10 protein-coding genes are annotated in these 11,995 nt (G+C 65.4%); 5 read left to right on the plus strand and 5 right to left on the minus strand.

Annotation, left to right across the window (positions count from 1 at the left end; translation table 11 throughout):
* Positions 1–47: 47 nt before the first annotated feature.
* Positions 48–578 carry a DedA family protein gene (locus tag VRZ08_RS23245; RefSeq protein ID WP_263988372.1) on the minus strand — a complete coding sequence of 177 codons (531 nt, stop codon included), beginning with the start codon at positions 576–578 and terminating at the stop codon, positions 48–50.
* Positions 579–1,034: 456 nt separating this feature from the next.
* Between VRZ08_RS23245 and parE the strand changes: the two genes are divergently transcribed.
* Complete coding sequence (parE, locus tag VRZ08_RS23250) at positions 1,035–3,086, plus strand: DNA topoisomerase IV subunit B (RefSeq protein ID WP_107344412.1); 2,052 nt, start codon at positions 1,035–1,037, stop codon at positions 3,084–3,086.
* A 12-nt stretch (positions 3,087–3,098) separates the two neighbouring features.
* Here the strand turns inward: parE and VRZ08_RS23255 are convergent, their stop codons facing one another.
* Entirely contained in the window at positions 3,099–3,458 is a 360-nt protein-coding gene (locus VRZ08_RS23255; RefSeq protein WP_414534043.1) for a HigA family addiction module antitoxin, read from the minus strand.
* A 130-nt stretch (positions 3,459–3,588) separates the two neighbouring features.
* Here VRZ08_RS23255 and VRZ08_RS23260 point away from each other — a divergent pair, with 130 nt between their 5' ends.
* Positions 3,589–3,777, plus strand: a complete 189-nt coding sequence (locus VRZ08_RS23260; protein ID WP_042441071.1) for a hypothetical protein — start codon at positions 3,589–3,591, stop codon at positions 3,775–3,777.
* A 33-nt stretch (positions 3,778–3,810) separates the two neighbouring features.
* Here the strand turns inward: VRZ08_RS23260 and VRZ08_RS23265 are convergent, their stop codons facing one another.
* The gene (locus VRZ08_RS23265; protein ID WP_414534044.1) at positions 3,811–4,716 is read right to left on the minus strand and encodes an SDR family oxidoreductase; all 906 of its coding nucleotides are present in this window, start codon (positions 4,714–4,716) and stop codon (positions 3,811–3,813) included.
* A 98-nt stretch (positions 4,717–4,814) separates the two neighbouring features.
* On the opposite strand from VRZ08_RS23265, the gene VRZ08_RS23270 reads away from it, so the two are divergent.
* On the plus strand, positions 4,815–5,651 hold the full coding sequence (locus VRZ08_RS23270; protein WP_414534045.1) for a helix-turn-helix transcriptional regulator: 837 nt from the start codon (positions 4,815–4,817) through the stop codon (positions 5,649–5,651).
* 52 nt (positions 5,652–5,703) lie between these two features.
* Here VRZ08_RS23270 and VRZ08_RS23275 read toward each other — a convergent pair whose 3' ends face one another.
* Both VRZ08_RS23275 and VRZ08_RS23280 read right to left on the minus strand, forming a co-directional pair.
* Positions 5,704–7,209 carry a caspase family protein gene (locus VRZ08_RS23275; protein WP_264073363.1) on the minus strand — a complete coding sequence of 502 codons (1,506 nt, stop codon included), beginning with the start codon at positions 7,207–7,209 and terminating at the stop codon, positions 5,704–5,706.
* 175 nt (positions 7,210–7,384) lie between these two features.
* Entirely contained in the window at positions 7,385–9,070 is a 1,686-nt protein-coding gene (locus VRZ08_RS23280) for a methyl-accepting chemotaxis protein (protein WP_414534046.1), read from the minus strand.
* Positions 9,071–9,396: 326 nt separating this feature from the next.
* Here VRZ08_RS23280 and VRZ08_RS23285 point away from each other — a divergent pair, with 326 nt between their 5' ends.
* Together VRZ08_RS23285 and VRZ08_RS23290 are read left to right on the plus strand one after the other, a co-directional pair.
* Positions 9,397–10,419: an AraC family transcriptional regulator gene (locus VRZ08_RS23285; protein WP_414534047.1), complete on the plus strand. Its 1,023-nt coding sequence runs from the start codon at positions 9,397–9,399 to the stop codon at positions 10,417–10,419.
* Between the two features lie 272 nt (positions 10,420–10,691).
* On the plus strand, positions 10,692–11,995 hold a 1,304-nt coding region (locus VRZ08_RS23290; protein ID WP_414534048.1), incomplete at its 3' end, for a DEAD/DEAH box helicase.

An 11,995-nucleotide genomic window follows, 5' to 3' on the forward strand; every position in this document is an offset into this window, starting at 1 on the left:
GCGTTTCATGGCGCGATCACGTCATGACGCGCATTTGATCGGGACCGTCAGACCGACCGCAGCATCCAGCCGAGCCCGATCGACAGGCCGTCGCCGAACAGCAGCAGTACCGCCGACCACACCAAGGCCGACACCACATTGGCGATCTGGAACGGCCAGAACGGCATCTCGAAGATGCCGGCCGCCAGCGGCACCGAGGCGCGCAGCGGCCCGAAGAACCGACCGATGAAGATGCTGGGCACGCCCCATTTGCGGACGAAGTCCTCGCCCCGCCGCAGCAGCCCGGGATATTTCGACAGCGGCCAGATCTGGGCGACGTTGTCCTTGTAGCGGTAGCCGAACCAATACGAGACCCAGTCGCCGAGCGCAGCGCCGACGCCGCCCGCGATCCACACCGGCCAAAAGCTGAGGCCGGAGACGCCGATCAGCGCCCCGATCGCAACCAGGGCGCCCCAGGCCGGGATCAGCAGCGAAATGAAGGCGAGCGACTCGCCAAAGGCCAGCGCCAGGACGACGGGTGCGGCCCACGCCTGATGCTGGCGCACGAACTCGGCGATGTCGTGGATATAGGCTTCCATTGTCTTTCAGATGGCCGCCGTCCCCCGACGCGACCTTTCATATGGCTGTCGCAATAGCACGGACCATGGCCGGTCCAACATGCGACACGCCCTCCCGACCAGACCGACATGGCCGCAATGCGGCCAGCCGGCGCGACCTCGCGCCTCAGCCCGGAAGATTGATCCGGCGCAAGCCATTGCCGGTATTAAGGTATCGCTGCAACGCAGGGTCCCGAGGCGCGTCGGCTCTATTCAACCCTGCCCGAGGAGCCTATATGGCCTCCCGGTAGTCGGTCGGCACCGGTTTGCGGGGTGCACATTCTCGTGCATCCGCCCGGCCTGCAGCCCCTGTCGGCGCCCTGCGCTGGCCGGGTCTCGACCCAGCGTCACACCCGTAGCCCTTCCATGGCATAGTGCAACACAGCGATTCGTACGGCTTCGGCCGTTCGCACGACATCAGAACAGACTCCAGGACTCATGGCCAAGGCATTGAAGGCAAGCTCGAAATCGAAATCAGCCAGCGACCTGTTCGGGGCTGCGCCAAAGCCCGCCGCGCCCAAGGCGGCGGCGAAGCCGAGCGGCGCCGAGGACGGTTATACCGCCGCGGACATCGAGGTGCTGGAGGGGTTGGAGCCGGTCCGGCGCCGGCCCGGCATGTATATCGGCGGCACCGACGAAAAGGCGCTGCACCATTTGTTCGCCGAAGTGATCGACAACTCGATGGACGAAGCGCTGGCCGGCTACGCCACCTTCATCGAGGTGGAGCTGTCGGCCGACGGCTTCCTCACCGTGTCCGATAACGGACGCGGCATTCCCGTTGATCCGCATCCGAAATTTCCGAAGAAGTCGGCGCTCGAAGTGATCATGTGCACGCTGCACGCCGGCGGCAAATTCGACAGCAAGGTGTACGAGACCTCGGGCGGTCTGCACGGCGTCGGCGTCAGCGTCGTCAATGCGTTGTCGTCGCGTCTTGAAGTCGAGGTGGCGCGCAATCAGCAGCTCAGCCGCATGGTGTTCGAGCGCGGCCACCCCAAGGGCAAGCTCGAGGACCTCGGCAAGGTCAACAACCGCCGCGGCACCCGCGTCCGCTTCAAGCCCGACACCGAGATCTTCGGCGCCAAAGCCGCGTTCAAGCCGCAGCGTCTGTTCAAGATGGCGCGCTCGAAGGCGTATCTGTTCGGCGGCGTGAAGATCCGCTGGAAGTGCGATCCCGAACTGCTCAAAGGCATCGAGGACGTCCCGGCCGAGGACGAGTTTCACTTCCCCGGCGGCCTGAAGGACTTCCTCGGCGCGGCGATCCACAACGACACGCTCGTGCACCCGGACATCTTCGCCGGCAAGTCGGGCCGCAACGGCGCGCACGGCGCGTGCGAATGGGCGGTCGCCTGGACGGCCGATGCCGACGGCTTCCTGTCGTCGTACTGCAACACCGTGCCCACGCCCGACGGCGGCACTCACGAATCCGGCCTGCGCAGCGCCCTGCTCCGCGGCCTCAAGGACCACGCCGAGCGCGCCGGCCAGGGCAAGCGCGCCTCGTCGATCACCTCGGAAGACGTGATGGTCGGCGCCGCGGTAATGCTGTCGGTGTTCGTGCGCGAGCCCGAATTCCAGGGCCAGACCAAGGACCGCCTCGCCACCGCCGAAGCCCAGAAGATCGTCGAACAGGCGATCAAGGATCCGTTCGACCACTGGCTGTCCGGCAACCCGGTGCAGGCCACGAAGCTGCTCGACTTCGTGATCGAGCGCGCCGAGGAGCGACTGCGCCGCCGCCAGGAAAAGGAAATCTCGCGCAAGACCGCGGTGAAGAAGCTGCGGCTGCCCGGCAAGCTGGCGGACTGCACCTCGACCGCGGCCGAAGGCTCCGAACTGTTCATCGTCGAGGGCGACTCGGCCGGCGGCAGCGCCAAGCAGGCGCGCGACCGCTCGACCCAGGCAGTGCTGCCGCTGCGCGGCAAGATCCTCAACGTCGCCTCCGCCGGCAAGGACAAGGTCGTGGCGAACGCCCAGCTGTCGGACCTGATCCAAGCGCTCGGTGTCAGCACCGGGGTGAACTACCGCGAGGAAGATCTGCGCTATTCGCGCATCATCATCATGACCGACGCCGACGTCGACGGCGCCCACATCGCCTCGTTGCTGATCACCTTCTTCTACCGGCAGATGCCGAAGCTGATCGACGAGGGCCACCTCTATCTCGCCGTGCCGCCGCTGTACCGGCTAACCCATGGCGCCAAGACGGTGTACGCCCGCGACGACGCCCACAAAGAAGAGCTGCTGCGGAAGGAATTCAACGCCAACGCCAAGGTCGATGTCGGCCGCTTCAAAGGTCTGGGCGAGATGATGCCGGCGCAGCTCAAAGAGACCACGATGGATCCGGCCAAGCGCACGCTGCTGCGCGTCGTGCTGCTCCCGGACGACCGCGACGGCACCGCCAATTCGGTCGAGCGGCTGATGGGCACTAAGGCGGAAGCCCGGTTCGCCTTCATCTCCGAGAAGGCCGAGTTCGCCAGCGACGAGCTGCTGGACGTGTGAAGACTCGATCGGTCAGGCGGCGTCCGCCGGCCGCACCTGACGGTCGATCTCCGCGCCCTTGTCACGCTCGATGACGGCGATGTCGTACTGGCTCTGCAGATCGAGCCAGAACTGCGGAGCATTTCCGAAATAACGACCCAACCGCACCGCGGTATCCGCAGTCATCGACCGACGACCGTTGAGAATGTCGGTGATCCGTCCAGACGGAACGCCTATGTCCAGCGCCAGCCGGTTGGCGCTGAGTTTCCGCGCCGCCAGTTCTCGCTTCAGCAGCCGGCCGGGATGGGAAACAGGAGCGATGGTCGTTCTCTTTTCACACTGGTACAATCGCTGCAATCGTGCGGCGGGCGTGATGCACTGCGTGCTGATCAACTATCCCGCGGCCGAGAAGCGCCGCTGGGATCCGATTGTCACCCGCATCAGCCGCTCACTCAGCGGCGGCTAGTCCAGGTCGACCTTCGCGGGTCTTGTGCCGGTCGGCCAAACCGTGCCTAATTCGTCCATGCGCACATTGTTTCTCGTCATCGGCGTCATCGCCCTGCTCGTGGGGCTGGTCTGGACCGGCCAAGGCGCCGGCCTCATTCAATGGCCGGCTCAGAGTTTCATGATCAACCAGTCGCAATGGATGTGGTACGGCGCCTCGACCGCATTCGGCGGGCTGCTGCTGATCTTCATTTCGCGCAAGGCGTGAGACGGCACGCGGCAAGCGGCCGCCTCACGATGGTCAGCTCGCCGTGCGCAGCTTGCGATAGTCCATCGCCTTTAGATCGGTGAGCAGGTCGGGGCCGGTAGGTGTCCAGTTCAACCGGCTACGCGTTGCGGCGCTCGACGCCCGCATGTCCATCGCCATGAACGGCGCCAGCCAGCCGAAGTGACCGACCGCCTCGTCCGCCTGCAACGCGGCCACCGGAACGCCGAGACCTGCGCCGATCGTCTCGGCGATCCGGCGCATACTGACGCCTTCCTCGGCGACCGCATGATAGCGGGCGCCAGCCTGGTGATGTTCGAGAGCGAGCCGATACAGGCGCGCGGCATCGTCGATATGGACAGCCGACCAAAGGTTGCTGCCGTCACCCACATAGGCCGACACACCCTTGGCCCGGCCGATGTCGATCAGAGGCGAGATCAGCCCCTGCTTTTCGGTGTCGTGCACTTGCGGCAGCCGCACCACCGCTACCGAGACGCCCTTGTCGGCGGCCTCCCGGCCGGCGCGCTCGCTGGCGATCCGCGGCAAAGCGTGAGCCCAGTCGACCACCTCCTCCACGGCCGGCAGACCGGCGCCCGGAGCGCCGATGCCAGTCGCCGACGTAATAATCAGCGGCCGGTCCGAGCCCTTCAGCACCTCCGCCATCGCGCTGATCACGCACGCGTCCTTGGCGCAATTCTCAAGATAGCGCGAGAAGGTGTGATCAAACGCCGTGTGGATCACGGCATCCGCCTGCTCGGCCCCGCGCGCGAGACTGCCGGCATCTTCCAATGTTCCGCGATGAACGCTGGCGCCTGCCTGAGCCAGCCAACGCTCGCCCGCATCGGAGCGGGTCAGCCCGGTCACCTGATGGCCCGCGGCAAGCAGTTCTTTGAGGACGTGCGAGCCGACGAAGCCGGTCGCACCAGTGAGGAAGACACGCATCAGACACCTCCGAGTTTGTTCGGCGGCAAATCTGGCGGTATGTCTAAACCTGTTAAAGCCGTGACATTATCCTGGTATAATAATCAATAGGATCAGACGTGACTCCTGATCAGAACGCGCTCGGTTCCTATTTGCGCAGCCGCCGGACCCGACTCGACCCGGCCGCACTCGGTTTCTCCATCGGTCGGCGCCGCACGCCTGGACTGCGGCGCGAGGAAGTGGCGCAGCGCGCCAATATCAGCTCCACTTGGTACACGTGGCTCGAACAGGGCCGCGGCGGCGCGCCGTCGGCCGCGGTGCTTGATCGCATCGCCAAGGGCCTGATGCTGACCGAACCCGAGCGGGAGCATCTGTTCATGCTCGGCCTCGGCCGGCCGCCGGAAGTGCGATACACGCCCGCCGACGGCATCTCACCGCGATTGCAGCGGGTGCTGGATGCGATGCCGCTCAGTCCGGCGATTATCAAGACCGCAACCTGGGACGTCGTCGGCTGGAACAAGGCGGCCGCGGCACTGCTCACGGACTACAGCAAGCTGCCGCGCGAGCAACGCAACATCCTGCGCCTGCTGTTCGGCAATGCGCGCAAGCGAGCCCGGCAGGAGGACTGGAGCAGCGTGGCGCGCTTCGTCGTCGGCGCGTTCCGTGCCGACGTGGCCCGCGCCGGCGCCGCCGGTACTGAAGAGGTCTCCCGACTGGTGGATGAGCTTTGCCGGCTCAGCACCGAATTCGCCGCGCTGTGGCAGGACAACGACGTCGTCGCGCATGGCGAAGGCGTCAAGTGCATCAAACACCCCGAGGCCGGTCGTCTGGACCTGGAGTTCTCGTCCTTCGCGGTCGAGGGGCGCCCCGAGCTCGGCATGATCGTCTATAATCCTGCCTCGCCGCAGGTGGCCGAGCGCGTTCGTGCACTGATCGAGGCGAAGGGCGCCTCATGACGGACCTGTGCTACTCCAGCCGAGCCCCCAGCCGATCGCAGCGACACGAGCCTCACCGGCGGAACGTCTTGATCTCCGACACGCTGCCGTCGCGGTAGGTCAGCTCGACCGACACCGATTGCACGTTCGGCGCCAGCTTCAGATAGGGCTGCGCGCTGCTCGGGATCGCGATCGGATCGCGCATATCGCAGGGCGGCATCTTCAGCACCTTGTCCGGCACCGCGCTGTCGATCCCGATCCGGACTTCCCGGATCGCGCAGCGATACGACATCAGGTGCGTGTAGTACACGAGCAGGCCATTGTACTCGCGGAACGACAGCCAGCTCGTCGCCGTCATGTCGAGGATCTTGCGCTGATCGCGGATCAGCGCCGCCTCCGGTTCGAACTTGATCGGAAACGGCCCCTGCATCTCGCCTTGCGCATCGATGTAGCGCAGCTCGATGGTGCCGGCAGGCGCGTCCGCGGGAAGCTGGATCGACGGGTTCGGCATCCGCTTGCGGGTGCGCGGATCGAGCGCATCCATGAAGCCGGTTTCGCGGAATGCGCCCTCGCCCATCCGCCACGAGATGCCCAGCGTCGGATCGGCAATCGAGAACGACACCGTCCATCCGCCATTGTGCCGGGAGAAGCTGGCGATCGGCGCGTTCAGCGTCTCCGAGGCCGGCGGCTTCAGCGGCGCGACTGGCGGCAGTGCGGCGACCTTCTGCGAAGGCTCCGTCGCGGCGGCGCTCGGCTGCGGCCGACCGTTCAGGAAGACGTCGTCGACCATCTGGTCGAAATACACCGGGACCTGCTTGTGGCCGATGGTATCGGCCATCTCGCTGACGGCGCGCCGGGTGCGCTGCGCCACCTGCACCAGGTTGTCGCCGGGATCGAGCAACTGCTTCACGAACACCCGGGTGAACACCGAGTTTGGATTGCTGTCGTTATCGGACAACCGGTCGAGCGCGGTCTGCCGCGGGCCGGCTGAGAAAATCGAAAATACGCCTTCAGGTAGCGTCGTCATCGGCGCGAGCCCGCCGCGCCCCGCCAGTGCGCGCACGCCGCGGCGTTCGAACGGATTGTTGCGGCAGGCGTCGAGCACCAGGATCGCGGTGCGCGCGCCGCGGTTCTGCAGCCGGTCGATGATGCGGTCCGCCATGATCGAGGCGTCGCGCACCAGTTCTTCCTGGCCCTCGGTGGCGGCCGGCACGTCGATCGGCAGCAGGTAGTTCTGCCCCGCGATCTCGAAGCCATGACCGGCGTAGAAAAAGAACGCGGTGTCGCCGGGTTCGATCGTGGTGTCGAACGCCAGCAGGCTTTGGCTGAACGCGGCGCGAGTTTGGTTCTCGGCCACCATCACCTGGAAGCCGAGGGTCTTCAGCGCGTCGCCAATCGTGCGGGCGTCGTTGACCGCCTTCTGCAGCCTGGGGACGTTGCGGTAATCGTCGTTGCCGATCACCAGCGCGACCCGCTTCGCAGCCGATGCGGGGCCGGCGACCAGCAGCGCAAGCACGCAGGTGACGGCCGCAAGTAGCGCAGCTCCGTGCCGCGTGCCGGCCCTTCCGATCGATCGCATTCCAGTCCCTCAAAACGAAGCGGCCGGATCGCGTCCGCCTGCGCCATAGTCGGTCAGAACCCGAGCACGGTTCAACCGAAAAGGACGTCGATGGCGGCCACGATCCGGCCGGGTGGTGCGGGCTTTGGCAGTCCGCACCCGGGGCAACTGGTTGTCCGCAGAAGAGCCGCGGCGCTTACGCCGCGCGGACTGTCTCGAGGAACTTGCCGACTTCCATCCTCAGCCGGTTGCTGTCATTGGCGAGCGACTGCGCCGCGGCCAACACCTGCGTCGATGCCGAGCCGGTCTCGTTGGCGCCGCGCTGCACGTCGACCACGCTTGCAGAGACCTGCTGCGTACCTTGCGCGGCCTGCTGGACGTTGCGCGAGATCTCCTGCGTCGCGGCGCCCTGCTCTTCCACCGCCGAGGCGATGGTCGACGCAATCTCCGACATCTTCGAAATCGTGGCGCCGATCTCGCGGATCGCGTTCACCGATTCATGCGTCGCAGCCTGGATGCCGCCGATGTGCTGACTGATCTCGCCGGTCGCCTTGGCGGTCTGCTCGGCGAGCGCCTTCACTTCCGCCGCCACCACCGCAAAGCCACGGCCCGCCTCGCCGGCGCGCGCTGCTTCGATCGTGGCGTTGAGCGCCAGCAGATTGGTCTGGCCGGCGATGGTGTTGATCAGTTCGACGACATCGCCGATCCGCGTCGCCGCCTGCGACAGATCGCCGACGCGTTCGTTGGTGCGTTGCGCCTGAGTCACCGCCTCATGGGCGATGCGCGCGGAGTCCTGAACCTGCCGGCTGATCTCGGTGACCGACGAGGCCATCTCCTCGGTCGCCGACGCCACCGACTGCACATTCGCCGAGGCCTGCTCGGAAGCCGCCGCGACCGATGTGGTGACTTCCTGCGCACGCTGCGCGCTCGAGGTCAGCGTCGTCGCCGACGCTTCGAGCTCGGTCGAGGCGGACGACACCGCGCGGATCACTTCACCGACCGCGGCCTCGAACTGATGCGCGAGCTTCTCCATCTCCTGCTTGCGCTGGACCGCAATGATGCGGTCCTGCTCGGCCTTGCCCGCGGCCTCCTGCCGGGCCTTCTCGGCGAGCATCAGCTTGATGCCGTTGACCGCATTGGCGGTCTGGCCGATTTCGTCGCCGCGTTCGGTCCCCGAGACCTCGACGTCCTGGCCTCGCGCCATCGCCTGCAGATCGCCGACCAGCCGACCAATCGGACGGGCGATGCCGAACTGCACGATCGCAAAGGCAAGCGCCAGCACGGCGAGGAAGCCGCCGCCGACCAGCAGAACCGTCAGCTTGATGGTGCTGGCGACATCGGCCGACGCCGCCTGCGAGCGATCGCTCAGCTCCTTGTCGAGCTTATTGCTGATTGCAAATTGAGCATCGCGCACGGCTTGATTGTGTTTGGCGATATCCTTGGCCAGACGGACCGCGAGCTCGTTGTTGTTGGCCATTGTGGCCTGCTCGAGCGGGGGGTATTCCTTCGTCATCATGTCGTCGAACATCCGATCGATCCGATCGAAGTCCGCGGCAAATTGCGGCAGGCCTTTTTTCGCCTGCGCGATGAAATCGCTGAATTCCTTATGATTGGCCGTAATCTCCCGGCTGAGCTTCTGCATTTCCGCCGGATCGGTTTCGGCGATGATCCGCCATGACATCCGTCCGAAATTGAACAGGCGGGCGTTGGCGCGGAAGTTCGCTTTCATGCCCTGCACTTCGTTTTCGAGCATCGACGCGTAGGTTCGGTTGATCTCCTCCATCTTCGAAGCGGCGAACCAGACTCCGAAGCCGACGACGACACTGAGCAATAAGAAACACCCGATGATCTTGTAGAGCAATTTGACGTTCGAAAGCTGCATGGCAGGTACCCCCAACCCTTAATGTGCCGACCCGTCGCACCATACGTTCGAGCATTGGCCGATGTTGTTAGCGCCGACGGGGCGGGCTTCCGATAAACTCGCTGCTTCACGGCGTGGTCGTGTGATGCGCAAATTGATCAAAGAGCTCGCTATCCCGACGGTGGTGCCCCAAACACGCAACACCGATCATCGTCCGTATCAGCAGGCTGCTAAGCGCGAGTAAGTACAAATTCGGTCAGGTAGGACAAAACCGGGAGACGGGTCGACAAAGCTGTCACAAGGGTCGAAATAGCGAGACCATCCACTGGAGTCAGCGTGAGCGTCAGATGAATTCGGAAGACATCGTTTCATACTCGGATCAGGAATTACTGCAGGATTTCCCGCTGGTGCGGAGCCACGATCCGGTTGAAGCGAGAGACATCCTGCGGCGCTACGGCGTCGACATGATCGTCTCGAATCCCAGCGACTTCTTCATGCGGACCAACCTCGCCGAGCTGCCGCATATCGGCTTGTATTTCGTCCACAGTTCCGGTGCGACCCGGCTACTGATCCCCGAACGCGAGATCGCGTTGGTGCATCTTTGCCTGGAGGGCGATGCGCTACTCACCAGCGGCAATCGCCGCGTCGAACTGTCGCAAGGCGCAGCTTGTATTTGTTCGCCGGGGGTGAGCGCCCAGCTCGAATTCGGACAGAACTCGCGACAATTGTTGCTGCGAATGCCGCAGCGGGTGCTGGAGCGGACCGTCTCGTCACTGGTCGGCTTCAAGCCGCGGCAACCGATCCTGTTCGAGCCGGCGATCTGCAACGACGAGCCACGCTATCTCGGCTTCAGAGAGCTGACGACGCTGCTCGCGTCACGATTGGACTCGGCCTACTCGGTGTGGCCGAAGAACGTGCTGCTCCATCTGGAGCAGTCCTGCATCACGGCGCTGCTGTATTGCAGCCGGCACAATCTCGGCCATCTGCTTGAGAATGCCAACGCGGTGAGTGACGACGTGCCGCGCTACGTCCGCACCGCGGAGCACTACGTCGAGAGCCACCGCGACGAAGACATCAGCGTCGAGGACGTCGCGCGGATTGCCGGCGTCAGCATCTCCACCCTCACCCGCGCCTTCCTCAAGCATCGCGGCTACTCGCCGTCGGCCTACGTCAAGCGCGCCAAGCTCAATCACGCCAAGCAGCTGCTGGAGACCGGCGCCGCGACGACGCTGATCGGCGTCGCGCTCCGCTGCGGCTTCGCCAACCCGAGCCGGTTCGCTCAGGACTACCGGGAGGCGTTCGGGGAATCGCCGACCGAAACGCTGCGCCGCTGCCGCCCCGATCGGGGCCCCGAGACGCAAAAACATTAAGCTATTTCAGCCGTTTCATGCGCCGGCGCATTGACTTTGGCCGATTCCGGCCTATGTTCCGCCCGTGATGCGGCCCGGTATTGCGTCAAGTGATACCCAGATTGAGCCGCCTGTCCGCGATCCGACTTCCCCGTGCACGATTGCTAGCCGCTCCGGGGTTGAGCGCGACAGAGATTTCGCAGAATCCATGCGGCGGTTCGATTAAGTGGCGTGACCCCCGAGTTCCGGCCGATGGTGTTAGAATCAGGCCGCGCCCCGACAACAGAGGCTCGATGTCTTTTTCCAATCTGGGACTTTCCGAGAAAGTCCAAGCCGCCGTCGCCGCCGCCGGTTACGTTTCGCCCACTCCCATTCAACAGCAGGCGATCCCCCACGTCCTCGCCCGCAAGGACGTCCTCGGCATCGCCCAGACCGGCACCGGCAAGACAGCAGCCTTCGTGCTGCCGATGCTGACGATGCTGGAAAAGGGCCGCGCCCGGGCCCGGATGCCGCGAACCCTGATCCTCGAGCCGACCCGCGAACTCGCCGCCCAGGTCAAAGAGCAGTTCGACAAATACGGCGCCGGCCAGAAACTCAACGTCGCCCTGCTGATCGGCGGCGTCTCGTTCGGTGATCAGGACCTCAAGCTCACCCGCGGCGTCGACGTGCTGATCGCCACCCCGGGCCGCCTGCTCGACCACACCGAACGCGGCGGCCTGCTGCTCACCGGCGTCGAGATGCTGATCATCGACGAAGCCGACCGGATGCTCGACATGGGCTTCATCCCGGACATCGAGCGGATCTGCAAGCTGGTCCCGTTCACCCGCCAGACCCTGTTCTTCACCGCGACGATGCCGAACGAAATCCGGCGCATCACCGAGACCTTCCTGCACAATCCCGAAAAGGTCGAAGTCAGCAAGCCGGCCTCGACCGCAGTGACGGTGACCCAGTCGCAGGTTCCTTGCGGCCGCGAGCCGCACGAGAAGCGCGAGACGCTGCGCCGGCTGATCCGCGGCGCCAACGACCTCAAGAACGCGATCATCTTCTGCAACCGCAAGCGCGAAGTCGCGCTGCTCGCGAAGTCGCTGCAGCGTCACGGCTTCAGCGTCGGCGCGCTGCACGGCGACATGGACCAGACCGCGCGCATGGCCGCGCTGGAAGCCTTCCGCAAGGGTGATCTGCCGATCCTGGTCGCTTCCGACGTCGCGGCCCGCGGCCTCGACATTCCGGAAGTGAGCCACGTCTTCAACTTCGACGTTCCGCATCACCCCGACGACTACGTCCACCGGATCGGCCGCACCGGCCGCGCCGGCCGCACCGGTACTGCGGTGACGATCGTGGCGCCGTCCGACCAGAAGTCGATGGCCGCGGTCGAGAAGCTGATCGGTCAGGCGATCCCGCGCGCCGAGGTCGGGCCGTCGGTCGAGAGCGAGGCTGTCAGCCCCGAGGCCGAGGCCGAGACCGAGCGCCCGTCACGCTCCCGCCGTACCGCGCCGGAAGGCCGCCAGCGCGAACCGCGCCGCGAGCCGCGCGAACAGCGCGAGCGCAAACCGCGCCGCGAGCCCCGCAGCCCCGCAAGCACCGCACCTGCCCCCAC

Origin of the sequence: Rhodopseudomonas sp. G2_2311 (assembly GCF_047501505.1) — a bacterium.
Lineage (GTDB): Bacteria > Pseudomonadota > Alphaproteobacteria > Rhizobiales > Xanthobacteraceae > Rhodopseudomonas > Rhodopseudomonas palustris_H.

Coding starts and splice junctions, on each gene's coding strand:
- VRZ08_RS23285 (WP_414534047.1), top strand. CDS start 9,397: ATGAATTCGGAAGACATCGTTTCATACTCGGATCAGGAATTACTGCAG.
- VRZ08_RS23265 (WP_414534044.1), bottom strand. CDS start 4,716: ATGCGTGTCTTCCTCACTGGTGCGACCGGCTTCGTCGGCTCGCACGTC.
- VRZ08_RS23280 (WP_414534046.1), bottom strand. CDS start 9,070: ATGCAGCTTTCGAACGTCAAATTGCTCTACAAGATCATCGGGTGTTTC.
- VRZ08_RS23245 (WP_263988372.1), bottom strand. CDS start 578: ATGGAAGCCTATATCCACGACATCGCCGAGTTCGTGCGCCAGCATCAG.
- VRZ08_RS23260 (WP_042441071.1), top strand. CDS start 3,589: ATGCGCACATTGTTTCTCGTCATCGGCGTCATCGCCCTGCTCGTGGGG.
- parE (WP_107344412.1), top strand. CDS start 1,035: ATGGCCAAGGCATTGAAGGCAAGCTCGAAATCGAAATCAGCCAGCGAC.
- VRZ08_RS23275 (WP_264073363.1), bottom strand. CDS start 7,209: ATGCGATCGATCGGAAGGGCCGGCACGCGGCACGGAGCTGCGCTACTT.